27 protein-coding genes are annotated in these 24103 nt (G+C 47.5%); 21 read left to right on the forward strand and 6 right to left on the reverse strand.

Translation table 11 applies throughout. The annotated features are described in order from the left end of the window. The first annotated feature begins 147 nt into the window (after positions 1-147). On the forward strand, positions 148-960 hold the full coding sequence (gene spo0A, locus HI950_RS01595; protein ID WP_169081890.1) for a sporulation transcription factor Spo0A: 813 nt from the start codon (positions 148-150) through the stop codon (positions 958-960). A gap of 121 nt (positions 961-1081) precedes the next feature. Here the strand turns inward: spo0A and HI950_RS01600 are convergent, their stop codons facing one another. Both HI950_RS01600 and HI950_RS01605 read right to left on the reverse strand, forming a co-directional pair. Next, complete coding sequence (locus HI950_RS01600; RefSeq protein ID WP_169081889.1) at positions 1082-2302, reverse strand: GNAT family N-acetyltransferase; 1221 nt, start codon at positions 2300-2302, stop codon at positions 1082-1084. A 256-nt stretch (positions 2303-2558) separates the two neighbouring features. Next, positions 2559-2726: a mechanosensitive ion channel protein MscL gene (locus HI950_RS01605; RefSeq protein WP_169081888.1), complete on the reverse strand. Its 168-nt coding sequence runs from the start codon at positions 2724-2726 to the stop codon at positions 2559-2561. Between the two features lie 135 nt (positions 2727-2861). Here HI950_RS01605 and coaD point away from each other — a divergent pair, with 135 nt between their 5' ends. Then, on the forward strand, positions 2862-3338 hold the full coding sequence (coaD, locus tag HI950_RS01610; RefSeq protein ID WP_169081887.1) for a pantetheine-phosphate adenylyltransferase: 477 nt from the start codon (positions 2862-2864) through the stop codon (positions 3336-3338). Between the two features lie 110 nt (positions 3339-3448). Here coaD and HI950_RS01615 read toward each other — a convergent pair whose 3' ends face one another. Further along, on the reverse strand, positions 3449-3742 hold the full coding sequence (locus HI950_RS01615) for a DUF2627 domain-containing protein (protein WP_169081886.1): 294 nt from the start codon (positions 3740-3742) through the stop codon (positions 3449-3451). A 218-nt stretch (positions 3743-3960) separates the two neighbouring features. Here HI950_RS01615 and lpdA point away from each other — a divergent pair, with 218 nt between their 5' ends. The 5 genes from lpdA to lipB all read left to right on the forward strand — a co-directional run bounded on the left by lpdA (position 3961) and on the right by lipB (position 9670). Then, positions 3961-5388 (forward strand): dihydrolipoyl dehydrogenase, encoded by a 1428-nt coding sequence (lpdA, locus tag HI950_RS01620; RefSeq protein WP_169081885.1) that lies wholly within the window; start codon positions 3961-3963, stop codon positions 5386-5388. A 99-nt stretch (positions 5389-5487) separates the two neighbouring features. Then, positions 5488-6522 (forward strand): thiamine pyrophosphate-dependent dehydrogenase E1 component subunit alpha, encoded by a 1035-nt coding sequence (locus HI950_RS01625; protein WP_169081884.1) that lies wholly within the window; start codon positions 5488-5490, stop codon positions 6520-6522. Next, positions 6522-7505: an alpha-ketoacid dehydrogenase subunit beta gene (locus HI950_RS01630; RefSeq protein ID WP_169081883.1), complete on the forward strand. Its 984-nt coding sequence runs from the start codon at positions 6522-6524 to the stop codon at positions 7503-7505. The genes HI950_RS01625 and HI950_RS01630 overlap by 1 nt, the downstream gene beginning before the upstream one ends. Before the next feature lie 120 nt (positions 7506-7625). Continuing rightward, positions 7626-8951: a dihydrolipoamide acetyltransferase family protein gene (locus tag HI950_RS01635; RefSeq protein WP_169081882.1), complete on the forward strand. Its 1326-nt coding sequence runs from the start codon at positions 7626-7628 to the stop codon at positions 8949-8951. 17 nt (positions 8952-8968) lie between these two features. Continuing rightward, positions 8969-9670, forward strand: coding sequence for a lipoyl(octanoyl) transferase LipB (lipB, locus tag HI950_RS01640; protein ID WP_169081881.1), 702 nt, complete (start codon positions 8969-8971; stop codon positions 9668-9670). Here lipB and prli42 read toward each other — a convergent pair. Further along, positions 9662-9763 (reverse strand): stressosome-associated protein Prli42, encoded by a 102-nt coding sequence (prli42, locus tag HI950_RS01645; RefSeq protein ID WP_169081880.1) that lies wholly within the window; start codon positions 9761-9763, stop codon positions 9662-9664. The genes lipB and prli42 overlap by 9 nt on opposite strands. A gap of 96 nt (positions 9764-9859) precedes the next feature. Between prli42 and HI950_RS01650 the strand changes: the two genes are divergently transcribed. Further along, positions 9860-10993, forward strand: coding sequence for a M20/M25/M40 family metallo-hydrolase (locus tag HI950_RS01650; RefSeq protein WP_169081879.1), 1134 nt, complete (start codon positions 9860-9862; stop codon positions 10991-10993). 128 nt (positions 10994-11121) lie between these two features. Here the strand turns inward: HI950_RS01650 and mciZ are convergent, their stop codons facing one another. Continuing rightward, positions 11122-11286, reverse strand: coding sequence for a Z-ring formation inhibitor MciZ (mciZ, locus tag HI950_RS36600; protein ID WP_169081878.1), 165 nt, complete (start codon positions 11284-11286; stop codon positions 11122-11124). Positions 11287-11383: 97 nt separating this feature from the next. On the opposite strand from mciZ, the gene HI950_RS01660 reads away from it, so the two are divergent. The 3 genes from HI950_RS01660 (at position 11384) to fur (ending at position 14014) form a co-directional block, all read left to right on the forward strand. Then, positions 11384-11947: an NUDIX hydrolase gene (locus HI950_RS01660; RefSeq protein ID WP_317618279.1), complete on the forward strand. Its 564-nt coding sequence runs from the start codon at positions 11384-11386 to the stop codon at positions 11945-11947. 880 nt (positions 11948-12827) lie between these two features. Beyond that, positions 12828-13448: a stage II sporulation protein M gene (spoIIM, locus tag HI950_RS01665; RefSeq protein ID WP_169081877.1), complete on the forward strand. Its 621-nt coding sequence runs from the start codon at positions 12828-12830 to the stop codon at positions 13446-13448. 92 nt (positions 13449-13540) lie between these two features. Beyond that, complete coding sequence (gene fur, locus HI950_RS01670) at positions 13541-14014, forward strand: ferric iron uptake transcriptional regulator (RefSeq protein WP_169081876.1); 474 nt, start codon at positions 13541-13543, stop codon at positions 14012-14014. Between the two features lie 56 nt (positions 14015-14070). Here fur and HI950_RS01675 read toward each other — a convergent pair whose 3' ends face one another. Next, complete coding sequence (locus HI950_RS01675; protein WP_169081875.1) at positions 14071-15231, reverse strand: S8 family peptidase; 1161 nt, start codon at positions 15229-15231, stop codon at positions 14071-14073. Positions 15232-15487: 256 nt separating this feature from the next. Between HI950_RS01675 and ald the strand changes: the two genes are divergently transcribed. The 10 genes from ald to spoIIAB all read left to right on the forward strand — a co-directional run bounded on the left by ald (position 15488) and on the right by spoIIAB (position 24099). Next, on the forward strand, positions 15488-16630 hold the full coding sequence (gene ald, locus HI950_RS01680; protein WP_169081874.1) for an alanine dehydrogenase: 1143 nt from the start codon (positions 15488-15490) through the stop codon (positions 16628-16630). Positions 16631-16707: 77 nt separating this feature from the next. Beyond that, entirely contained in the window at positions 16708-16941 is a 234-nt protein-coding gene (locus HI950_RS01685; RefSeq protein WP_169081873.1) for a DUF4227 family protein, read from the forward strand. A gap of 88 nt (positions 16942-17029) precedes the next feature. Next, positions 17030-17920 (forward strand): site-specific tyrosine recombinase XerD, encoded by an 891-nt coding sequence (gene xerD, locus HI950_RS01690; RefSeq protein ID WP_169081872.1) that lies wholly within the window; start codon positions 17030-17032, stop codon positions 17918-17920. A 45-nt stretch (positions 17921-17965) separates the two neighbouring features. Beyond that, positions 17966-19141, forward strand: a complete 1176-nt coding sequence (gene deoB, locus HI950_RS01695; RefSeq protein WP_169081871.1) for a phosphopentomutase — start codon at positions 17966-17968, stop codon at positions 19139-19141. A 59-nt stretch (positions 19142-19200) separates the two neighbouring features. Then, the gene (locus HI950_RS01700) at positions 19201-20040 is read left to right on the forward strand and encodes a purine-nucleoside phosphorylase (protein ID WP_169082242.1); all 840 of its coding nucleotides are present in this window, start codon (positions 19201-19203) and stop codon (positions 20038-20040) included. Positions 20041-20150: 110 nt separating this feature from the next. Then, complete coding sequence (locus tag HI950_RS01705; protein WP_169081870.1) at positions 20151-20309, forward strand: aspartyl-phosphate phosphatase Spo0E family protein; 159 nt, start codon at positions 20151-20153, stop codon at positions 20307-20309. 37 nt (positions 20310-20346) lie between these two features. After that, positions 20347-21678, forward strand: coding sequence for a pyrimidine-nucleoside phosphorylase (locus HI950_RS01710; protein ID WP_169081869.1), 1332 nt, complete (start codon positions 20347-20349; stop codon positions 21676-21678). Between the two features lie 157 nt (positions 21679-21835). Continuing rightward, on the forward strand, positions 21836-23044 hold the full coding sequence (locus HI950_RS01715) for a D-alanyl-D-alanine carboxypeptidase family protein (protein WP_187768011.1): 1209 nt from the start codon (positions 21836-21838) through the stop codon (positions 23042-23044). 258 nt (positions 23045-23302) lie between these two features. Then, a complete protein-coding gene (spoIIAA, locus tag HI950_RS01720) occupies positions 23303-23656 on the forward strand; it encodes an anti-sigma F factor antagonist (protein WP_169081868.1) in 354 nt (117 codons plus the stop codon). Beyond that, on the forward strand, positions 23653-24099 hold the full coding sequence (spoIIAB, locus tag HI950_RS01725) for an anti-sigma F factor (RefSeq protein WP_169081867.1): 447 nt from the start codon (positions 23653-23655) through the stop codon (positions 24097-24099). Before spoIIAA ends, spoIIAB begins: the two co-directional genes overlap by 4 nt. Positions 24100-24103: the final 4 nt, after the last annotated feature.

A 24103-nucleotide genomic window follows, 5' to 3' on the forward strand; every position in this document is an offset into this window, starting at 1 on the left:
GTAACAAATTTTTAATTATATCGAAATGCCGTAAAAAAATCTATAAAAATAATTTTCGACAGAAGGAATTCAACTCCACATGTCGAAAACTTTAAGCAGACAACTAGTGAGCGAAAAACATCAACACATTTAAGGGAGGACTACAACTTGCATAAGATCGAAGTATTATTGGCAGATGACAACCGTGAATTTACCAACCTGTTATCGGAATACATATCAGAACAAAGTGATATGAGTGTAAGTGGAGTCGCGTATAATGGAGAAGAGGTTCTAAGACATTTGGAAGAAACAAGAAAGGTTCCAGATGTACTTATCCTTGATATTATTATGCCTCATTTAGACGGACTAGGTGTTCTTGAGCGTCTGAAAGAAATGAACATATCGCCAATGCCCAAAATCATTATGCTGACTGCATTTGGCCAAGAAAACATCACTCAAAAAGCGGTACAGCTTGGCGCTTCTTATTATATTTTGAAGCCATTTGATATGGATATTTTAGCAAATCGTATTCGTCAGCTTGTTGGAAACCCGACGTATTCCTCAACTGGCAGCTTCACATCTGGCTCCTCATCGCTCAAATCGAATGTCGTGCCGATTGCCAAAGGCAAAAACCTGGATGCTAATATTACGAGTATCATCCATGAAATCGGAGTGCCTGCTCATATTAAAGGTTATCAATACCTGCGTGAGGCAATCACGATGGTATATAACAACATCGAAATTTTGGGTGCGATTACAAAAACCCTTTACCCGGCCATTGCCGAAAAATTCAAAACAACGCCATCCCGTGTTGAGCGCGCGATCCGCCACGCCATCGAAGTGGCATGGACACGCGGCAACATTGACAGCATCTCTCACCTGTTCGGCTATACAATCAACATTAGCAAATCGAAGCCTACTAATAGCGAGTTTATCGCGATGGTTGCTGATAAGCTGCGGATCGAGCATAAGGTTAGCTGAAAGGGGGAAGATTAACGGATTCGTTTTTTCTACCCGATGGTCAACTGTACTGTACAATCACTCCATGCCTACCACTTATTTTAATGGGTGCTTCAAACCTTAAAATAAGTGGTATTTTTTATCAGAAATAATCTGAAAAATATGGCTTCTCTTGATGGATCAATTGTTCAAGCATACATATAGAATCGTTGTCGGATTGAATACGGCCGATGCGAGCAAGATAAGCCGGACGTTTATAACCCATTAACATCGTCGTAAGTGTAGGAATGTCAATGACAACACTCGGCTCGAAGCCGCCTTGCTTTAAGGTTCCTTTTCCGGATGCATCTACAGTTAAAGTGAATATGCCTTGATTCCACTCCAGCATCGGATCATGCAGATTAATAACTAGCCGGCATTCTTTCGCCGGGCTTAAAAACGGATATTGCTCGATGAATAAAACGATATCGACAATTCGGGCCATATAGTAAGGCGCAATCGTTTCCTTAATATCGCCATCATCTAACATGAAAGCAAGCCGCTCATCTTTATAGATGTCCCCTTTGACAAGCGTAATCATGGAGAAATGGGCACTGACAAAGTTCCATAGCCCAGTCCGGGCCTCTTCATTGATGTATACCATCTCTTTTATATAAAATACTTCCTCTGCGATCCAATACAGCAAGTAGCCCATAGGGGAATCGCTGCTATCATAATAAATAGCCACGGTCATATCATCCAAATCCCAGCGCAAATACTCTTCCCAAGCCAGCTCGTTCCGCAGCATAGCTCCGTGATGCAGCAAAGCAAACTGCTTATAGATCGTTTTTATATCCGGATGCTCTATCGTTACTCGTTCCACATTGCCAGGCACGTTTTTGAGCTTAGGCAGCTGGGTATCAGGAACTTCAAAAGAAATTTTATCTGAAATGATTTCCCAGCCTTTACGTCTATAATAGGGAATCGAATACGGATACAAGTACGAGATGGATTGCTTCCGATCCCTCATTTTACTTAAAGCCGTTAGCATCAGTTTATTCATTAATCCTAAATTAGCATATTCGGGATAGGTTCCAACTCCGGTTAGTCCGCCCATTTCATAAATATGACCAAAAATGTTAACTTGAAACGGGTAAACGGCAAGCTGAGAAATGAGCTTCTCGCCGTCAAACCAGCCTAGGACGTCGGCATGGACAAGAACCGGCAGCTTGGATTTCGCGATCTCCCTATTTTCCCACCCAAAGGTTTGCAAGTCGCGATTGGTTACTTGAAATACATAACGCAATAAATTGTTAAATTGCTCGCCATGCTGCGTCTCAACTTTTTTTAATTTGAGTCTATCCTGCAATTTCCTGCGACTCATGGATGTCTCCCCCCATTTATTCGAACATTTCCAATAGTTTACCATGCTGCTGGAATGCGAACAAATCAGGTCAGAGAAGAGGTTGAAAGGGTGTAATTTAACTTATTTTTTTCGTTCTATTTGGGTTGGTGAAAAGAGAAATTGACTTTATAAGCCTAGTCACATGGTAAGGAAGGTTGATCATATGAGGAGAGGGCGGAGCTTGCTGGCTTGTATTGAATTGATCTGAAACAAAAAAAGGCCATCATTGGATGCCTCAGTTGTAAACCACTCTGCGGTTTAAATAAACGTTGCTGCCATATTTCTCGATTAATCCAGAAGCTTCTGTTTGGATAAAGCTGCGAATTTCTTTCAGGCGTTGGCTTTGCGGCTGGATCGTCTCTTTTACTTTTCCATCTACGGTAACGTCAAAAACGATTTTCAAGTGCGCACCTCTTTTCTTTTGATGTTTTAATCATAGTGAAGTTGTATTATGGAATGATAAAATAAGATCAGGATGAATGTAATTTTATATCAAAAGCGTTATCGCAATGTAAAATAAACGATTTGAGGTGGCAGGATGAAAGCCGTATATGCAGGCAGCTTTGACCCCATTACGCTTGGACATGTATCTGTTATCGAGAGAGCGTTCCATTTGTTTAACGAGGTACATATTATCGTCGCCAATAATCGATCAAAGAAGCACCATTTTACGATAGAACAACGAACGGAGCTTGTCTCTTTATCGATTCAGCAGGATGAAAAAATTAAAATTATTCCTTATGGGGGTATTGTTGCGGATTACATTAATGAGCATGATATTAACGTGGTCATACGGGGAATTCGAAATGCAACGGATCTTGAATACGAGCTTCAGCTTGAGCAATATATTCGCAATACGACGATGGCTGATACGATCTATTTATCTCCTTATACGCATTACATGCAAACGAGCAGCTCGCTTGTCAGAATGTTTCTAATGTCCGATAAGACAGAGCTGGCTGCTACCTACATGGTGCCGAAGGCTTATATGAAAATGCTCGAATATGAGGAATAAGCTGCATGGATGCACGGGGAATAATGAAATAAACCGCAGAGCGTGAATCGGGTTTGATTCACTGCGCTGCGGTTATGTATGCTGAGTAAATAGGAATGGAAATGTACAGGCTAGCTTTGCGGCTTTGGCGGGCGCGGGCGTTTTTCTTTAAAGCGCGGTGCGACATAATTACGCTTGCGGTCGCGGAAAAAGGTCCAACCTGCAATGAAGCCTGCGCCAGCGGCGAACATAATAAATCCAAGCAGAAATTTCAACCAATCGAAGTCGGGAGTAATCGTTTCATTTCCAAAATCTGAAAAATAGACAAAGACGGAATCTTTCATTTTGAGAAAGCCGAAGCAAGCGAGCAGGCCTGGTATGACAAGCATGAGAATCGCGATAAAACGGGCAGCAACTAATTTCATAAATACGGTGTCTCCTTATCGGTCAAAATATACAGTTAGCTCTATCATACCTTTTTAAGAGTGGAGTGTCTATTTCGTAAATGGACGATGCCATCATCGGTAAAAACAGGTACAATAGGTATGAATGTCATGTTACAATGCGAATGGTCAAGCTTGAGACTCGAATGAATAGGCTTTACCAGCATATATTGAGGGCAATTACGGAAGGAATGATATTTATGGCTATACAAGTGGACATAGCGGTACTCGGGGGCGGCCCTGGCGGCTATACGGCGGCTATACGGGCTGCTCAGCTAGGCAAAAAGGTTGCGATTATCGAAATGGATAAGCTCGGCGGCACATGCTTGCACAAAGGCTGCATTCCAAGCAAATCATTGCTTCGCAGCGCAGAGGTATACTCAACGCTTCTACATGCAAGCTCCTATGGCATTCAGGTTGCTGAAGGGGCTATTTCGCTCGATTACGATAAAGTGCAGCAGCGCAAGGATCAAACGGTAGAACAGCTTTACCGAGGACTTCAAGGCTTAATGAAAAAAAATGGCATTCAGATCATTCAAGGCAAGGGCAGAGTGATCGGTCCTTCGATTTTCTCACCAAAGAGCGGCTCGCTTGCCGTTGAATTGCCAGATGGGGAAATGGAGTCCGTGGTTTCAACCAACTTGATCATTGCCACAGGCTCGAGACCTCGCCTATTGCCGGGGTTGACGCCGGATGGCGAATATATTTTGACTAGCGATGAAGCGCTTGTAATGGACAAGCTGCCAAGCTCTATCATTATTGTAGGCGGCGGCGTAATTGGGGTAGAGTGGGCATCGCTGCTGCATGATTTTGGCGTTCAGGTAACGCTGGTGGAAGCGGGCTCCCGCTTGCTGCCTGGTGAAGACACAGAGGTTTCCGCTGAGCTGACAAGAGTGCTGCGAGGGCGCGGCGTACGCGTTCTGACAGGCGTTCAGCTTCAAACGGATCAATATAAGGGAGAAAACGGTGAGGTTTCTATCGTAGCCGTAACGACAGACGGTGATGTTGTTCTGACAGCAGAGAAGCTGCTTGTTTCCGTAGGGCGCGAGCCGAACGTGGAAGGCATCGGTCTTGAAAATACAGATATTCGCACAATTAACGGAGCAATTGAGGTTAATGCATTCGGCCAAACGAGCGAGCCTCATATTTATGCGATAGGCGATGTAATCGGGGGCGTTCAGCTCGCGCATGCAGCCGCACATGAAGGATTAATTGCTGCTGAGCATATTAGCGGTGGGAAGCCTGCTGCCATTGAGCCGCATTTGATTCCTAGGTGCATCTATTCCCGCCCCGAGATTGCATCTTACGGGCTGACTGAGGACGGGGCGCGCGCGAAGGGGCATGACATCAAGACGGGGAAAATTCCGTTCCAAGCGATTGGCAAAGCGCTCGTGCTAGGCGAGAAGGACGGCTTCGTGAAGGTTATTGCCGATCGGAAGACCAATGATATCGTTGGCGTTCATATGATTGGAGCCCATGCGACGGATCTTATTTCTGAAGCTGCGCTGGCAGGCGTGCTTAATGCTACACCTTGGGAAGTCGGCCAAATGATCCATCCGCATCCGACGCTTGCAGAGGCGCTGGGCGAAGCGATGCTTGCAGTTGACGGCAAAGCAATTTCGTTCTAAGCAAGACAGTTTTCTTTTTGGAACAATTGGAGTTATAATGTATATGATCAAGTCTTAGTACCAGGTTATAATAGTGCGTAAAAAAAGGAGGAACACCTTATGACCCAACCTGCTTCTACTGGGCAAAATGTTCGTCATTTGGAACTCGGGCTTAGCAACGAGCAAGCAATTGATATGTATGCAACGATGGTGACTGCACGCAAGTTTGACGAGCGAATGCTGCTTCTGCAGCGCGCAGGCAAAATAAACTTCCACGTTTCTGGCGTCGGCCAAGAGGTCGCTCAGGTAGCGGCAGCTTATGCGCTTGATCGCGAAAATGATTATTTCCTGCCTTACTATCGAGACTACGGCTTTGTGCTCTCAGTAGGCATGACGCTGCGCGACTTGCTATTGTCGGTGTTCGCGAAGGCGGAGGACCCGAATTCTGGCGGACGCCAAATGCCAGGCCATTTCGGCTCAAAGAAGCTGCGGATCGTAACGGGTTCAAGCCCGGTAACGACTCAGGTTCCACATGCGGTAGGTATTGCGCTTGCGGCGCGAATGAAAAATAAGCCACTAGTCAGCTTTGTCACATTCGGTGAAGGATCGAGCAATCAGGGAGACTTCCATGAGGGCTGTAACTTTGCGGGCGTACATAAGCTGCCAGTTATTTTTATGTGTGAAAATAATCAATATGCTATTTCCGTGCCTATCCATAAGCAGCTGGCTGGTACGGTTGCTGATCGTGCGCTCGGTTATGGCTTCCCTGGCTATCAGGTTGACGGCAACGATGCGCTTGAAGTGTTCCGAGTGGTGAAGGAAGCGCGTGAGCGCGCAATAGCAGGTGAGGGACCAACGCTTATCGAAGCGCTTATGTACCGCATTTCGCCTCACTCCACTTCAGATAACGATCTCGCTTATCGTACGAAGGAAGAGGTTGATTCCAATCGTGCGAAGGACGGCATACCTAAATATAAGCAGTATCTGATCGATTGCGGTATATGGTCCGAAGAGCTAGAAGTAGAGCTGCAAGCTAAAATACGCAAGCTGCTTGACGAGGCTACCGAATATGGCGATAAAGCGCCATTCCCGACGCCGGAATCAACATTGCTGCACGTATATGCGGATGATGCTGAGCAAGGAGGAACGGAATAATGGCAGTAATCGAATACATTGATGCTATTCGCCAGGCGATGAAGGAAGAGATGGAACGTGATGAAGACGTCTTCGTGCTTGGCGAGGACGTAGGTCTCAAAGGCGGCGTGTTCACGACAACGAAGGGTCTTCAAGAGCAATTCGGCGAGCTTCGCGCAATGGATACGCCACTTGCAGAATCTGCGATAGCAGGTGTTGCAATCGGAGCGGCGATGGTTGGCATGAAGCCGATCGCTGAGATGCAATATTCAGACTTTATGTTCCCTGCTACCAATCAAATCATTAGCGAGGCGGCCAAAATCCGTTACCGCTCGAACAATGACTGGACATGCCCGCTCGTTATACGCGCGCCAATCGGCGGCGGTGTATTTGGCGGTTTGTATCATTCACAATGCCCAGAATCCGTGTTTTTCGGCACGCCAGGCTTAAAGATCGTTGCTCCTTATCGGGCTTACGATGCGAAGGGCCTCTTGAAGGCTGCCGTGCGCGATCCAGATCCTGTGCTGTATTTTGAAAATAAAAAATGCTATAAGCTCGTTACGGGCGAGGTTCCGGATGACGATTATATCGTTCCGATCGGAGTTGCAAACGTGCTGCGCGAGGGAGAAGACATCACCGTTATCGGCTATAGTCTTCCGCTTCACTTTGTCGAGCAGGCAGCAGCTGAGCTTGAAGGCGAGGGCATAAGCGCACATATTCTAGACCTAAGGACGCTTCAGCCGCTTGATAAGAAGGGTATTCTTGAGGCGGTTCGCAAAACGGGCAAGGTGCTTATCATACACGAGGATAACAAAACAGGCGGCGTTGGAGCCGAAGTGTCGGCGATTATCGCAGAAGAGCTGCTTTATGAGCTTGATGCTCCGATCATGCGTCTATGCGGTCCGGATGTACCGGCTATGCCGATTAACCCGCCGGGCGAGAAATTTTTTATGCTCAACAAAGAAAAAGTGAAAGAAGCCATGCGGCAATTAGCACTTTATTAATATAAGTAAGTATAAGAGTTGATTTTATACGAGGCTGATATGTCACCGCGAAACGTATGCTGCGCCGCCAGAGGACGGCGGTAGCCGTTTACGCCTTGGGCCAGTAGGGAGATGTGAACTATGAAAACAATGACGGAAATCGTCGTACCGCAGCTTGCGGAATCACTCGTATCGGCCACCATTGATAAATGGCTGAAGCAGCCAGGTGATTGGGTTGATATTTACGAGCCTGTCTGTGAAATTATTACAGATAAAGTTAATGCGGAATTGCCTTCGACAGTAGCGGGCAAGCTTGTTCAAATTTTGGTTGGCAAAGGTGAGACTGTTCCAGTCGGTACGCCAATCTGTATTATCGAGGTTGAAGGCTCAGCGGCTCCTTCTGGAGACGCACCTGCACAATCCCAATCCGCGGGAGCTGCTGCCGCTACACCAGAAGCCGAGAGCGTATCGGAAGACGCTCCTATGCGCAATCGTTTCTCGCCGGCAGTACAGCAGCTTGCGGCAGAGCATGCTATTCGCTTAACCGATGTTCCCGGAACAGGTCTTGGCGGACGCATCACGCGCAAGGATGTGCTAGCTTACGTTGCATTAGGTGCGGTTAAAGCTAGCAATACATCTGGCGGCAACGCGGCTGTGCCAGCGCCACATAGGGTGGATGCGGCAGCGCAAGTACGTTCCTCCGGCCTTCATTTGACGGAAACGCCTAGATTTCCAAAAATTGAGGTGGAAGGCGCTACGGGAGCTGGACGAGGCGACAACTTTATTGATGTGACGCCAATTCGGAATACGATTGCCCGCAATATGAAGCAGAGCGTAACCGAGATTCCGCATGCATGGACGATGATTGAAGTGGATGTAACGAATCTGGTTCTTCTTCGCAACAAGCTTAAGGATGATTTCATGAAGCGCGAGGGCATTAATTTGACCTATTTGGCTTTCCTTCTCAAGGCTGTGGTCAATGCGATCAAAGATGTGCCGATTATGAATTCCATGTGGGCAGTAGACAAAATTATCGTGAAGCGGGATATCAACATCGCGCTTGCTGTCGGTACGGAAGATTCCGTGCTTACACCGGTCATCAAGAACGCCGATCACAAAAACGTTGCCGGACTTGCCAAAGAAATCGAAGAGCTTGCCCGCAAGACAAGAGAAGGCAAGCTGACGCTGTCCGATATGCAAGGCGGAACCTTCACGGTCAATAATACCGGGTCCTTCGGTTCGATTTTGTCATATCCGATTATTAACTACCCGCAGGCTGCTATTCTCACCTTTGAATCCATCGTGAAGCGTCCTGTAGTTATTAACGATATGATCGCTGTTCGCTCGATGGCCAATTTATGCCTATCGCTTGATCACCGGATTTTGGACGGCGTTATATGCGGACGCTTCTTGCAGCGCGTGAAGGATAATTTGGAGAGCTTTAATCTAGAAAGCAAATTGTATTAGAAAAGGGGAACACCATCATGGCTGAAGCGGTAAACGCAAATGGCTTAAGACGGCTGGACGCCCACTATATAGGCATGCTCGATTACGCGCAGGCGTGGGAGCTGCAAAAAGCATACGTAAAGCAAATTGATCAGGAGGAGCGCAAACAGTCGCTTCTCCTTCTTCAGCATCCGCCAACCTATACGATGGGCTCTGACAAGCATCCAGAGCATTTGCTTTTGGATGAAGCGGAGCTTAAGGAACGCGGCATTACGCTGTTCCAAATCGATCGCGGCGGTGATATTACCTATCATGGGCCTGGACAGCTCGTGGGCTATCCGCTATTGTATTTGGAAGCAGAGGGACTTGATTTGCATGCTTATTTGCGCAGCTTGGAGCAGGTCATTATGAATTGGCTAGCCGAGTATAGTATAGAAGCGGGCAGAAAACCAGAATATACTGGAGTATGGGTAGGCGATCAGAAGATTGCGGCCATCGGGGTGAAATTTAATAAAGCCCGGCATCGCCGGGGCTTTATAACGAGTCATGGATTTGCGCTTAATATCAAATCAGGAATAGCTGCGGAAGGCTTTAGCGGAATCGTCCCTTGCGGCATTCAGCAATTCGGCGTGACCTCCTTCAATGATTTGACCGGGCTTGAGCTATCGGTTGAGGAAGCGGCAAAGGAGCTGCTCCCTCATTTTGTGAAGGAATTTAATTGTGAGCTGGACCTAGTATAGAAATAGCGATCCAAGACCAGCCAACAAGGACGATAAAACGAGTGCGGATACGAGTAAAATGGCAACAATTCGAATCAATCGTTGTCTGCGCATATGGAAAACCCCTTTCATGAGTTGGAACATCACAGCTCGCTGAGAGCTTGTCATTTACTCTATTGTATACGAAAGTAATGGACGGAGGAAACGTTAATGATTGAAAAAGATCGTTTAGTAAATGAATTTATGGAATTGGTGAAGGTCGATAGCGAAACGAAGCATGAGCAGGAAATAAGCCGCGTGCTAAAGCAAAAGTTCGAAGCGCTTGGCTTGCAAATCAGCGAGGATGATGCGGCAGCTAAGACGGGGCATGGAGCGGGAAATCTGTTTGCCATTTGGGAAGCAGAGGGTGCGGACGCTGCAGCGCCTACGATTTTTTTCACCTGCCATATGGATACCGTAACGCCTGGCGTTGGCATTAAGCCACAGCTTGATGCAGATGGTTATATAAGAAGCGACGGCACGACTATACTTGGCGCTGATGACAAAGCAGGCATTTCGGCTATATTTGAAGCTATTCGTGTCGTGAAGGAGCAATCCATTCCACATGGCCGCATTCAATTCGTCATTACGGTTGGCGAGGAATCGGGTCTTCTTGGGGCGCGTTCGCTTGATGCATCGAAGCTGGAGGCGAAGTTTGGTTATGCGCTGGATTCAAATGGTGCGATCGGCGACATTGCAGTAGCAGCCCCAACGCAAGCGAAGGTAACGATCAAAATGTACGGTCGTTCCGCGCATGCAGGCGTCAATCCCGAGGATGGCATCAGTGCGATCCAAGTAGCAGCCAAAGCGATTGCGAGAATGCCGCTAGGACGCATTGATAATGAAACTACTGCTAATATCGGGCGGTTTGAGGGCGGCGGCGCTACCAATATCGTTTGCGACTTCGTGAAGCTGGATGCAGAAGCAAGAAGTATTGTTCAGCATAAGCTGGACAATCAAATCGAGGCGATGCGCAAGGCAGTGGAAAGCGCAGCTGAGGAATTTGGAGCGCGCGGCGAGCTGGAGAGCGAAGTTATTTACCCAGCCTATCAGTATGATGATGAGGATTCCGTCGTACAGCTGGCGAAAAAAGCGATCGTCGCAATCGGACGCACGCCTCGCACGTTCCATTCCGGCGGCGGCAGCGATGCGAATATTTTTAACGGCTTAGGCATTCCTACCGTCAATTTGGCTGTTGGCTATGAGCATATTCATACGACCAAAGAACAGATTAAAGTGGAGGATTTGGTCAAAACGACAGAGCTTGTCGTAGAAATCATCAAACAAGCGGCGACAGTAGAGTAATCAAGTTGATGCTGTAACGGCATGGATTGCCGCTGGATGACAGAAAGCCCTTCAATCCGATCTTTCAGCATAAGCTGAAGGTGGATGGAGGGTTTTTGTCTGAATATTGAAGGTTTATATGAACGCGGTTAATTCGTTTTATCTAAGGGTAAGCGGCGCACGCTGATGACGTTCGTATATTCGGACATTGGAGTTCTGGAAAGAGTGGAAGCAGACAACTTGCGCAGCTGATGACGGATTTCCCAGCCTTTACCTACTAATCGCAAATGATTAACCGCAACATATTGTTTCATATTATTCGCCCCTGTCGTTTTGATATAATGATAGTTATGCAGGTGCAGGACAAGTTATGCGAGGGTAAGCATGCAATATTAAAAGGAGCGATCACGATTGGAAGAACAACAACCAGCTGCGCTATGGCGTGAGGAAACGATTAAGACTGAACCGATCTTCGAAGGTAAAATGATAACGCTGCAAGTAGATACCGTTGCTCTGGCAGATGGTAGAACCGCTACTAGAGAAATAGTGAAGCATCCGGGTGCCGCTGCAGTTATGGCATTGCTAGATGGCAAGCTGCTTGTCGTGGAGCAATTCCGCAAGCCCCTCGAAAAATTTCAAATTGAAATTCCGGCTGGAAAGCTCGATCCCGGTGAGGACCCGCTAACCGCGGCAGCACGCGAGCTGGAGGAAGAAACCGGATATCGCTCAAACGATCTTAAGCTTCTAAGCGCTTTTTACACTTCGCCTGGTTTTGCCGATGAAAAGCTCTACATCTACTTCACCGACAAAGTTGAGCAGGGCGTACAAAATCCTGATGAGGATGAGGATCTAAAGGTAGAAGCGATTACCCTCGAACAGGCTGAAGCCTACATACAAGAAGGTCGCATCAGCGACGCCAAAACCATTCTAGCCGTCTACGCATGGAAACTATATATTCTGACAGGCCGGCTTTAGCCGGCCCTGTCTTCCCCCAACATAGCCGTCATACCTCTTTGAAACTCCTCATACAATACAAGAGTAAGACAACCCTAATTATGGAAGCGCCACATCGAAATGATCTGTTTAAATAAGTAAACTGCATGAATTGATTAATTTTGCATTGATCTATTTTTTAAACCTATATTGTCAACATTTAAACATCCTTGTTAAATAAATCTAATTATAAGATCAATTTGTCAGTTCAAGAGTTATTCGACGCATTTTTATATGTAACAGCTGTAATAGAACTAGAAAATAGATTTATTCCATTGAACTTCATGTGAAAAAGCTAAATAGATCTATTTTTTAGCTCTATTCAAAAGCCATAAAAGTTTAACAAACTATTCCTTAATCAACCAGAATGATCGCCAACGCATCTCGGATATAGCGTTTCTCAGATATGTAGGAGGTAACCCAGGTGCTCAAGCTTCCAGCGTGTCCCGAAGGGACGAAAGCGCTCCTAAGCAAACCAAACAAAAACCGACTCTAGATCGCCAACGGTACTCAGATATTGAGGAGGTAACCCGGGTGCTCAGACTTCCAGCGTGTCCCGAAGGGACGAAAGCGCTCCTTAACGAAGGTGTTTCTCACATCCACCTCTGTTCCTGATACGTTAGTCTATTTGCGGGTGTCCAGAGGGTGCAACCCTTGGGGCCCTCCCTTGGAAGGGAGGGTTTGGGAGGGTTCGAAAATCCCTTAAGGGGTTCGTGGGTTATGGTTTGTAGAATAAGGGATACGGTTTGTTAAAAATAGCTTTTGGTTTTAAAAGTTGCCATTAAAAATAAACCTTTGAAGGCATGGTAGAAACCCTTCATATCAAGGGCTCGGGCTGCAGCAGCTGAAAGGATGAGTGACGATGATCAAAAATCAATTATCACTATATGTATTCGTATCGGTCTTATTTGTAGTTGGCGCCATATTCGGGGCACTCATGGTTAATGCACTTACGCTGGAGCAGCAGCAGGAGCTGGCACAGGACGTGGATCAATACGTTCAGCTAATGAACGAGGGAATCGGCTCGGGAGAAGCGCATTCGTTCTGGGAGCGATTCTTTTTCCACAGCAAATGGCTGCTCGTTTTATGGCTGCTTGGCATTACGGTCGTTGGAATACCGGGTGTGCTTGCGCTTAATTTCTTAAAGGGAGCGTTGGTTGGCTTTTCGGTTGGAACGCTGATCAATCAATATGCATGGAAGGGAGTGCTTTTCTCGCTGGTGTCCATCGCACCTCAAAATATCATTGCAGTTCCGGCGATGATTATTACGAGTGCAGCGGCCATTTCCTTCTCCCTTTTTGTGATCAAAAACAGGCTGCTTCGGCAGACAGGAGAGCTTGCGCCTCAGCTAGGTTCCTTCACGTCGACCGCCATGCTAATGCTGATTCTTTTTGCAGGTGCAGCGCTGTTTGAAGCCTATATTTCCCCGACTCTAATCGGCTGGGTTTCCCCGCTTCTTTCGTCTGCTAACGCCACAATATGACACCAAAATGTTTGACTTTATTACAGGTTAGCACCTATAATGAAAGCAAACGTTTCCTGAAAAAGGCGCAGTCATGTGGTAGGGGGGAAATCATGGAAGCCCGGATTGAGAAGATAAAACAACAGTTGCAGTCGCAGGGCTACAAATTAACCCCGCAGCGGGAAGCAACGGTACGTGTTTTGCTAGAGAATGAAGATGACCACTTAAGCGCTGAGGATGTATTTATGCTAGTTAAGGATAAAGCTCCAGAAATCGGGCTTGCAACGGTTTATCGGACATTGGAATTGCTAAGCGAAATGCATGTTGTCGAAAAATTGAATTTCGGCGACGGAGTAGCACGGTACGATCTTCGTACGGATAGCAACAAGCATCATCATCATCACTTAATATGTGTCCAATGCGGATCAATGGATGAGATTAAGGAAGACTGGCTTTTGCCATTAGAAGAGCGGCTTGAGCAGGAATATGGATTTTTTGTAGTCGATCATCGCCTTGATTTTCAAGGCATATGCCGCCGCTGCAAAGAGAAGAACGATATCGCAAACCCAACTGAAAATCAATCATAAACGGCTTGGCTGCCCAGCATAACTGGACGGCAAAGCCGTTTTGGCATTTTTAGGTTCTATTTGGCTTTAAAAATGCGAGCCAGCTGTATCAGTCCTGCGCCTTGTGCTCGTGATTTGAATTTTTTCAGCTTGAGCGCACGCCTCTTCAGCCTTTTTTTGACCGCTCTTGGACTTAAGCCGGGTTTTCCTGCCAGCAGCAATGCGGCACCGCCCGCAACATGCGGAGATGCCATGCTTGTGCCGGAAAGCCGCTGATACATGCCATTCAGCCATGTAGACAAAATGCCGTCACCTGGTGCGGTAAGTTCTATTCCTCTGCCTCTGCTGCTAAAGTCAGCCACTTTATTCGCTTTAGTGGAAGCAGCAACGGCGATCGTCTCTTTAAATGTAGCAGGAACATCGATTTGCTTGCTGGTTTTTCCAGAATTACCGGCTGACGCGACCAAGACTATGCCTTGCTTCGCAGCCCGTTTGATTGCTTCATGCAAAGTACCGCTGCTGTTGGAGTCGAGAATGCCAAAGCTCATGTTTATGACATGCATTCGGTTTGCGATGCACCAATTGATGCCATCAACGATGTCTGATACAAATCCATCTCCGAATTGATCCAACGCCTTGACCGCATACAAACTCACCTCTGGGGCAGTGCCTATTACTTTTCCGCCATTGCCGGCAGCGGCTATAATTCCCGCTACGTGGGTACCATGTCCATTATCATCGGCGTAAGAGCCTCCGTTAATGGTGTTGATTCCTCCTGCAATTCGCAAATCTGGATGATTGGCAATACCGGAATCGATGATGGCGACTTTTATTGATTTTCCTCGTGTAGTCGACCACGCCTCAGGCGCTTTAACGCGTCTTATATTCCATGTCGCGAAAGCAGGCGAGGTTGCGGGCGTCAGCAAGGGGAGTGACCTGCCGCCCAGCTTGACAGGCTTGTATCGGACTGCGCCATGAGCGCGGATTTTGAAGTCTTTTTCAATTAGCTTAACCTCAGGATGGTTAGCTAAGTCTTGCCATGACATGCTCTTATGAAAATGGCAACCGATGATCCGGCTGCGTGAAACGGTTTTGAATGGTTTAATTCCTATTACTTTCAATTGCTTTAAGCAGCGCTTATAGGCTTTCGCTGAGCGAAACGTGATGAGCTTTCGATAAGTATGCTTAGAAGGTTTGCAAGTCGCACAGCTTTTTAATATGGCTCTGAGATTAGACAATGGACTAAGAACCTCCTACACCAGCATTTTTCTCAACCAGTTTATGGCAGGAACGACGTTTCCGTATGGGTGGTAGCCAGAATCGCACATATTTTTTGAAATATAACAAAGCATAAAAAGGATGCTTGCATTTGGGTTGTTTTCACCGTAAAAAGATACAAAAAAGGACGATCATTCCACTCCGATCGTTCATACAACATAGAAAGACAATGTTTATGAAGCGAAGGCGAAAAATGCGAAGGAGGAGGAAATGGTCATGATCGTAGGAGTACCGAAGGAAATTAAACAAAGCGAATACCGAGTTGCATTAACTCCTGCAGGCGTTACGATGCTGGTAGCGGCAGGTCATAAGGTGCTCATTGAGTCGGGAGCAGGGAACGGGAGCGGCTTCGAGGATAGTGATTATGAGCGCGAGGGCGCTGAGTTAATTAGTACGGCTGCGGAGGTATGGGCAAGGGCGGAAATGATTTTGAAGGTTAAGGAGCCGCTGTCCGAGGAGTTTGGATATTTTCGCGATGGGTTGCTGCTGTTTACGTATCTGCATCTGGCAGCAGCTCCTGATCTGACGAAGGCATTGGTTGATAAGGGAGTAACAGGCATTGCTTACGAGACAATTCAGCTTGCAAACGGCAGTTTGCCGCTGCTTACCCCGATGAGCGAGGTTGCCGGCAGAATGTCCGTACAGGTAGGCGCGCAATTTCTAGAAGCATTTAACGGCGGTAGAGGCGTCCTGCTTGGCGGCGTGCCGGGCGTTCCCCCTGCGGAGGTAGTTATCATTGGCGGGGGCATAGTCGGTACGAATGCTGCGAAAATTGCGCTTGGCATGGGAGCCAATGTCATCATTTTAGAGAGAAGCGCGGATCGCATGAGATATTTGGACGATATTTTCGGAGGAAGAGTCCGGACGCTGATGTCGAGTCCTTATCATATAGCCGAAGCCGTCTCCAGAGCGGATTTGCTGATCGGAGCTGTTCTCATTCCAGGTGCGAGAGCCCCGCATTTGGTGACTGAACAGATGGTTCAAAATATGAAGAAAGGATCGGTTATCGTAGACGTTGCCGTTGATCAAGGCGGTTCAATCGCAACCGTTGACCGGCCAACTACCCATAAAGACCCGATCTATGTGAAGCACGGAGTCGTTCACTATGCAGTTGCCAATATTCCGGGTGCCGTGCCTCGCACTTCAACATTTGCTTTGACCAATGTCACGATACCATATGCACTAGACCTGGCGAATCACGGCATGGAAGCTGTACGCAAAAGCATTCCTCTTCAAAAAGGAGTCAACACGCATGCAGGCCATGTAACTTACGAGCCGGTCGCGAGCGCTGTGCAATTGCCATACACTTCGCTTGAGAAATGGTTGGACAGCGTATCCTACGACAGTCTTCAGGGTTGATGGCATATTCGGATAAGCCTCCTCATATGGTGATACGGATGGACAATCGTATTGGCATCATAAGGAGGCTGGTTTGTATGGTTTTCTCGATTCGGAGATGGACGAGCCGCATCGTTTTTATTGTTGTGTTTACCGTATTGCTGTTTGTCGTTACAGGCGGCTATCGCTGGCTTGCCGATGCAATATCTCCAATCCATCCTTATAGGGAGCCTAGAGGTGCTGCCTTAAAAGTTTTTGTTAACGATCCGAACTCGCCTGACAGCAAAAACGCTGCTGATCGATTGCGCTGGTTTTACTGGTACGGGGAATAATGGGGGCAAGCAGGATTTTAAGCGTCGAATGTTGAATGGTTTTGTAGAATAAGCCAGCAGAAACGTGCCATAAGTGAAAGGAAGCCCAATGAAAGATCATTTAATTCGATATATTCAATATCTAAGCTTGGAGAGAGCGTTGTCGGCAAATACACTAACATCATACGAAAGGGATTTGAATCAATTTATCATATATATGCAAGATCATGGCCTATCGGAGCCTGCCGACGTGCAAAGGCATCATATTTCAAGGTATATGCTTCATTTGAAGGAACAGGGAAGGAAGGCTGCGACGCTTTCGCGTCATATCGTTTCTGTTCGTGCTTTTTTTCACTATTTGCTAACGGAAGGGATAATCGCGAATAATCCGACCATTTATATGGAGGCGCCGAAGCAAGAGAAAAAGCCGCCAAGCATATTGAGTGTCGATGCCACAAGCACGCTGCTTGAAACGCCAAACCGTGAAAGTGCCGCCGGCAAGCGCGATAGAGCGATGCTGGAGCTTATTTATGCAACAGGCATACGAGTTACGGAGCTAGTATCGCTTAATGTAGAGCATGTTAATATGCAGCTCGGATTTGTGCAATGCATCGGATCAAATCAGAAGGAGAGGCTCGTTCCATTCGGACGGCTGGCAGCTGAGGCGTTGACGGATTATATGCATACGGGCAGAGATGAATTGCTCACGCAGAGAGAGTCTCAGTCGGCGTTATTTCTAAATCATTTAGGCACGCGATTGACAAGGCAAGGATTTTGGAAGACGATAAAGAAGTACGCAAAGGAAGCCGGGATTGCTGAGGAGATTACGCCTCATACGCTTAGGCATTCGGTTGCGGCACATTTATTGGACAATGGCGCGGACATTCGTGCCGTTCAGGAACTGCTAGGGCATGCGGACATTTCGACTACGCTCAAATATACACAGGTTCCCAAAACGCGCATGAAGGAAGCTTACAACCGCGCGCATCCGCGCGCCTAACGGCATGGCGAGATGCATCCAATGATACAGGAGGGAGTTATACATATGAAATTTGATCGTATTGCCGTTATCGTCCTTGACAGCGTAGGGATAGGCGAGCTGCCTGATGCAGCAGCATTTGGTGATGTAGGCTCGCACACGCTTGGACATATTGTGGAGAGAGTGCCTGGAACAAAGCTTCCCCATTTGCGTAGATGGGGTCTTGATCGTATAGCGTCTATTCATGATTGGCAGCCGTCTAAGGAAGCTCCAGCAGCTTATTATGGGAAAATGGCCGAGGTGTCAGTAGGCAAGGATACGATGACTGGCCATTGGGAGCTGATGGGTTTGGAGCTGACCGTACCTTTCCAAACGTTTCCCGAGGGCTTTCCGCCTGAACTGCTTGGCCCATTCGAGGAGCGCACCGGCCGCAAAGTGATCGGGAACAAGCCGGCTAGCGGCACCGACATTTTGGATGAGCTCGGAGCAGAGCAAATGGAAACAGGCGCGTGGATCGTTTATACGTCAGCAGATAGCGTATTTCAAATCGCGGCGCATGAGGATGTCATTCCGCTCGAGGAGCTGTACCGTGCTTGTGAAATTGCGAGAGAGCTAACGATGGATGAACGCTTTACCGTAGGCCGGGTTATTGCAAGGCCTTATCTTGGCCAGCCGGGCGATTTCAAACGTACGCCGAATCGGCATGATTACGCTGTGAAGCCTCCGCAGCCAACCGTTCTGAATGCTTTGAAGGACGCTGGCTTTGATTCGATTGCCGTTGGAAAAATCAACGATATATTCGACGGAGAAGGAATTACAGCATCCTTGCCAACAAAAAGCAATGCAGATGGCATCGAAAAAACGATTGAGCAGCTAAAGCAGCCATTTAAAGGATTGCTGTTTACTAATCTCGTGGAATTTGATTCGCTTTACGGCCATCGCCGTGATCCTATTGGCTATGCAGCTGCATTGGAAGAGTTTGATCGAGCTGTTCCCGATTTGGAGCGCCAGCTTGGCGAGAGGGACTTGCTGATTATTACAGCTGATCACGGAAATGATCCCGTACATCCAGGAACTGATCATACCCGTGAATACGTCCCTATTTTATTGTATAGCCCATCCTTTAAGCAGCCTAAACAGCTCAGCACACGTTCGACCTTCTCTGATCTTGGAGCGACCATCGCCGATAATTTCGGGATTCAAGCGCCTCCGAATGGTACAAGCTTTCTGTCTGAGCTTTAATGAAGAGCAGCAGCCTTTCATATTAAATCGTTTTTAAATTTAATTTAGGAGGAATTATGATGAGTACGATAACAGCAGCGGGTCTTACGGCAGCGCATATTAAAGAAGCTGCAAAGTTTATTACGGCACAAACGGAGCAAAGACCGGAAATCGGATTGATTATGGGTTCGGGGCTTGGTGTACTGGGAGATTATTTGGAAAATGCGGTGACGATTCAGTATCACGACATTCCGCACTTTCCCATCTCTACAGTCGAAGGTCACGCAGGAGAGCTGTTGATCGGAACGTTATTGGGCAAAACGGCTATCCTGATGCGCGGCCGTTTTCACATGTATGAAGGCTACGGTCCGGAGCTAACCGCATTTCCGGTTCGCGTGATGAAGGCGCTCGGCGTCAAAACATTGCTTGTTACAAACGCTGCCGGCGGCGTGAATACCGATTATGAAGCGGGCAATTTGATGCTTATTTCCGACCATCTGAATATGACCGGCAAAAATCCGCTGATTGGTCCAAATGACAATGAGCTGGGCGTTCGATTCCCTGATATGTCGGAAGCTTACAGCAAACGTCTACGCGCTATCGCTCGCGATATTGCAGCAGCACAAGGAATTACGCTTCGTGAAGGCGTTTATGCGGGTCTGCTTGGACCTACGTATGAAACGCCAGCAGAAATTCGAATGCTGAGAGTCATTGGCGCTGATGCTGTCGGAATGTCGACTGTTGCCGAAGTGATAGCCGCTCGTCATTCGGGAATCGAAGTCGTTGGCATTTCCTGTATTAGCAATATGGCAGCGGGTATTTTGGATCAACCGTTGTCGCATGCTGAAGTTATGGAAACGACGGAACGCGTAAAGTCCCAATTTTTGGGACTAGTAACTGCTTTAATCGCAGCAGTTTAAGGTTTTTTGTAACACAATTGTAATATTTGCGTCGACTCAATATGACAGTGTTTTTTTTGTGATTCGTCGTATAATGTCCATGATTAAAGAAAGATGGAGTGGAAAAAAACATGGACAAGCAATTACTCACACAGATGGAGCAGTTGCGTAAAAAGATGATTGAAACAGCTCTGTTGAATGAAAGCCTTCAGCATTTGGACGTGCTCGTGCTAAGCCAATCGCTTGACGAGATTATTGTCCAGGTGCAAAGAGAACGACGTGCGTTATAAACAGATCAATAACGGTTTGGCGAATGGAGAGGGAACTATGCGGTCGGTAGATCTTATACAGAAGAAAAGAGATGGCGGCGAGCTGACCGCGTCGGAGTTAACATTTTTGATAGACGGATACTCTCGCGGTGATATACCCGATTATCAGCTGTCAGCATGGGCGATGGCTGTGTTTTTTCAAGGAATGACTCCTCGGGAGACAGCTGCGCTGACGCTTGCAATGGCGAACTCAGGCGATCAGGTTGATCTTGGACCTATTAGCGGGATTAAAGTAGATAAACATAGTACGGGCGGCGTTGGTGATAAAACGACGTTAATTCTTGCGCCTTTAGTAGCTTCTGTAGGAATTCCCGTAGCGAAAATGTCCGGACGCGGCTTAGGCCATACCGGCGGCACAATCGATAAGCTTGAATCGATCGAAGGCTTTCGTACAGAGCTCTCACGCGAAAAGTTTATGAACCAAGTAAATGAAATTGGACTCGCCGTTATCGGCCAAAGCGGAAATCTTGCGCCAGCGGATAAGAAGCTTTATGCACTGCGCGATGTTACCGCTACTGTAGAGTCCATTCCACTTATTGCGAGCTCGGTCATGAGCAAAAAAATTGCAGCAGGCGCGGATGCGATCGTGCTTGATGTCAAAACGGGCAGCGGCGCGTTTATGAAGACGCTGGAGGATTCAGAGCTGCTCGCACAGGCGATGGTTAACATTGGAACAGAGGTCGGCCGAAATACGGCTGCTGTTATTAGCGATATGGATCAGCCTTTAGGCTTCGCAATTGGGAACGCGCTAGAGGTTCAGGAATCGATTGAAACGCTCAAGGGCAATGGCCCAGATGATCTTACGGAGCTTTGCTTAACGCTAGGCGCTCATATGGTTGTATTAGGCGGAAAGTCTAAAACGGTGGAAGAAGCGAAGCAACTGCTGCGAGATCAGCTTGCAAACGGGGCTGCCTTAGCGAAGTTCAAAGCTTTTCTTGCTGCTCAGGGCGGTGATGCAGAGGTTGTGGACGATTACTCCAAACTCCCGCAAGCACCTGCTATCATTGAAGTGACAGCCACGGCTTCAGGGTTTGTAAATGTAATTGAGGCTGAGCAGCTAGGCCTTGCTGCCATGCTGCTTGGAGCGGGAAGGGCCACAAAAGACGCAACGATTGACTATGCGGTTGGCGTCACGCTTCGCAAGAAGGTTGGCGATGCTGTGGAGGCAGGCGAGACGCTTGCGCTTCTTCATGTTAGAGAAGAAGACGCGTCGGCGCAAGAAGTCGCTGAACGGGTACGTCTTGCGTATACGATTCGTGCAGATCGGCCTGAGCCTCGTCCGTTATTGCTATCTGTCATAACGGCCGATGGGATTACGCGCTACAATTAATGAATACGAATTACGAAATCCGTCCCGAACGAAGGGACGGATTTTTTTGTTGTGCAATTAGCTCTAGCTAATGGAATAATTTCCAACTTAAGAGTCAACACTGAAAAGAGAAATATAAGCGAATTATGCCGCAATAAACTTTCAGGAGGAGATCTAGTTGAAAAATCGTTCTATCAAGCTATGTTTATTTATTCTCGCATTAGTGATTGCGCTGCCATCCGCGGCGTTTGCCGCAGTGGAGCCAACACCTGCTCCAAGTCAGAAGCAGGCGGCTCCTAATCAAGCGCCAGCTGTCAACTTGGCGGCGTCGGCTCGTTCCGCCATTCTAATGGATGCAGATAGCGGAACGGTTATTTATGAAAAAAATAGCCATGATAAGCTCCCCCCTGCAAGCATTACCAAAATTATGACATTGCTTCTCATCATGGAGGCGCTTGATGACGGCAAGATAAAGCTGGAAGATAAAGTACAGACAAGCGAGTATGCTGCTTCTATGGGCGGGTCCCAAATCTTCCTTGAGCCGGGAGAAGAGATGAGCGTTGACGACATGATCAAAGGGATTGCGCTTGCATCAGGCAACGATGCCTCTGTGGCAATGGCAGAGAAGCTGGCTGGCACGGAGCAGCAATTCGTAGCGATGATGAATGAGCGCGCGCAGCAGCTCGGCATGAACGATACGCAGTTTTCCAATCCGAACGGCTTGCCTGTAGCCAATCATTTCTCATCGGCACATGACATTGCAGTGATGTCGAGAGAGCTGCTCAAGCATTCCGAAGTAACGAAATATACAGGGCTTTATCAGGATTATTTGCGCAAAACGTCAGAGAAGCCATTCTGGCTCGTAAACACGAATAAGCTGGTGCGATTCTACAGCGGGGCGGACGGTCTGAAAACAGGCTTTACGAGTGAAGCGAAATACTGCTTATCGGCGACAGCTAAGCGTGATAACATGCGAGTCATCGCAGTCGTAATGGGTGAGCCGGACACAAAGACTAGAAACGCAGAAGTATCGCAAATGTTTGACTACACGTTCGCGCAATATATGAACCACTCGATTATCAAAGAAGGCGAATCGATGGGAACGCTCAAAATAGAGAAGGGCACTGCTCCCGAGCTTCCGCTCGTCGCCAAGCATGCCTATAGCGTACTTCTCAAAAAAGGAAGCCAAACGAAGGATATTCGTTATGAGCTGAAAATTAACGGTCCTCTAAAGGCGCCTGTCCAAATTGGTCAGCCTATCGGCAAGCTTGTTGTCTATCAAGGCGATCAGGTGCTGAAGGAGTTCGATGTAGATGCGCCGCTCTCGGTTGAACGGGCAGGCTGGTGGAAATTGCTGAAGCGGTCCTTCTCAGGATTATTTGCATAGAGCGATTCACAGCGCATTTGCCTCTGTTTTCTTGCTCGTATTTTGTCAGCTGTTAGCGGTATGCTTCTAGTTTTGTCGGCATGCAGGAAATGGTCGCCGCAGCGGAGAATTGCTAGTTCTATCTCGGCAAGTGTAAACGTTTGACTCTGATCGTCATTTGATCATCGCGCGTTACACGGTGAAAATGTAAGGAAGGGATAAATGGCTTCGCTTATTCTTTCTTATGTTTGAAAAAACCTGAAGGAGATGAACAGCATAATGAGTCTGCAAGCAGAACTGGAGCAATACCGCAATGTGCTGATCGTAAGGCTAAGGGGAGAGCTGGATCACCATACAGCCGATGTTGTGCGCTATAAGATGGAAGAGGCGCTCCTTCGCGGCAGCAGCGAGCATGTCATCCTCAGCTTGAAGGAGCTGCAATTTATGGACAGCTCCGGTCTTGGCGTTATTCTAGGCAGGTACAAGCAAGTGAAGAGCAAGGGCGGCAAAATGGTCGTCTGCGACGTAAATCCGAATGTTCATCGCCTATTCGAGATGTCGGGCCTATTCAAAATATTGACCATTCACGAGAATGAACGTTCCGCAATTTCCAGTTTGGAGGTGGTGTCATGAACGGATCGAATGAAATGGCGCTTTCCTTCAGCGCCCGGTCGGAGAACGAAGCCTTCGCACGAATTGCGGTCGCTGCGTTTGTGTCTCAGCTTGATCCGACGCTCGAGGAGCTGAACGATTTGAAGACGGCTGTGTCCGAGGCGGTCACTAACGCGATCATACATGGCTATGAAAGCGATTCTTCTTGCAAGGTCACGATCGAGGCGAAAATCGAGGGCGATTCCGTCTCCATCACCGTATCAGATAGCGGCAAGGGCATTGAAGATCTTGAGCTGGCGCGTCAGCCGCTCTATACGTCGAAGCCGGAGCTAGAGCGCTCAGGCATGGGCTTTACGATTATGGAAAATTTTATGGACCATTTTGAGGTTTCAAGTATGGTAGATGGCGGAACTCGCGTGGCGATGCTGAAACGAATCGAATCGAAAAAAGCGCTCTACAATTAGCGTA

The sequence above is a fragment of the Paenibacillus sp. PL91 genome (assembly GCF_012935325.2).
GTDB lineage: Bacteria > Bacillota > Bacilli > Paenibacillales > Paenibacillaceae > Pristimantibacillus.

Excerpts from the sequence above, each read along its gene's own strand:
- xerD (WP_169081872.1), top strand. The coding sequence starts at position 17,030 with ATGAAAGATCATTTAATTCGATATATTCAATATCTAAGCTTGGAGAGA.
- HI950_RS01625 (WP_169081884.1), top strand. The coding sequence starts at position 5,488 with ATGACCCAACCTGCTTCTACTGGGCAAAATGTTCGTCATTTGGAACTC.
- lpdA (WP_169081885.1), top strand. The coding sequence starts at position 3,961 with ATGGCTATACAAGTGGACATAGCGGTACTCGGGGGCGGCCCTGGCGGC.
- fur (WP_169081876.1), top strand. The coding sequence starts at position 13,541 with ATGGAAGCCCGGATTGAGAAGATAAAACAACAGTTGCAGTCGCAGGGC.
- lipB (WP_169081881.1), top strand. The coding sequence starts at position 8,969 with ATGGCTGAAGCGGTAAACGCAAATGGCTTAAGACGGCTGGACGCCCAC.
- HI950_RS01685 (WP_169081873.1), top strand. The coding sequence starts at position 16,708 with ATGGTTTTCTCGATTCGGAGATGGACGAGCCGCATCGTTTTTATTGTT.
- spoIIM (WP_169081877.1), top strand. The coding sequence starts at position 12,828 with ATGATCAAAAATCAATTATCACTATATGTATTCGTATCGGTCTTATTT.
- deoB (WP_169081871.1), top strand. The coding sequence starts at position 17,966 with ATGAAATTTGATCGTATTGCCGTTATCGTCCTTGACAGCGTAGGGATA.
- HI950_RS01700 (WP_169082242.1), top strand. The coding sequence starts at position 19,201 with ATGAGTACGATAACAGCAGCGGGTCTTACGGCAGCGCATATTAAAGAA.
- HI950_RS01710 (WP_169081869.1), top strand. The coding sequence starts at position 20,347 with ATGCGGTCGGTAGATCTTATACAGAAGAAAAGAGATGGCGGCGAGCTG.
- ald (WP_169081874.1), top strand. The coding sequence starts at position 15,488 with ATGATCGTAGGAGTACCGAAGGAAATTAAACAAAGCGAATACCGAGTT.
- HI950_RS01600 (WP_169081889.1), bottom strand. The coding sequence starts at position 2,302 with ATGAGTCGCAGGAAATTGCAGGATAGACTCAAATTAAAAAAAGTTGAG.
- mciZ (WP_169081878.1), bottom strand. The coding sequence starts at position 11,286 with ATGAAACAATATGTTGCGGTTAATCATTTGCGATTAGTAGGTAAAGGC.
- coaD (WP_169081887.1), top strand. The coding sequence starts at position 2,862 with ATGAAAGCCGTATATGCAGGCAGCTTTGACCCCATTACGCTTGGACAT.
- spoIIAB (WP_169081867.1), top strand. The coding sequence starts at position 23,653 with ATGAACGGATCGAATGAAATGGCGCTTTCCTTCAGCGCCCGGTCGGAG.
- HI950_RS01630 (WP_169081883.1), top strand. The coding sequence starts at position 6,522 with ATGGCAGTAATCGAATACATTGATGCTATTCGCCAGGCGATGAAGGAA.
- spoIIAA (WP_169081868.1), top strand. The coding sequence starts at position 23,303 with ATGAGTCTGCAAGCAGAACTGGAGCAATACCGCAATGTGCTGATCGTA.
- HI950_RS01615 (WP_169081886.1), bottom strand. The coding sequence starts at position 3,742 with ATGAAATTAGTTGCTGCCCGTTTTATCGCGATTCTCATGCTTGTCATA.
- HI950_RS01650 (WP_169081879.1), top strand. The coding sequence starts at position 9,860 with ATGATTGAAAAAGATCGTTTAGTAAATGAATTTATGGAATTGGTGAAG.
- prli42 (WP_169081880.1), bottom strand. The coding sequence starts at position 9,763 with ATGCGCAGACAACGATTGATTCGAATTGTTGCCATTTTACTCGTATCC.
- HI950_RS01705 (WP_169081870.1), top strand. The coding sequence starts at position 20,151 with ATGGACAAGCAATTACTCACACAGATGGAGCAGTTGCGTAAAAAGATG.
- HI950_RS01635 (WP_169081882.1), top strand. The coding sequence starts at position 7,626 with ATGAAAACAATGACGGAAATCGTCGTACCGCAGCTTGCGGAATCACTC.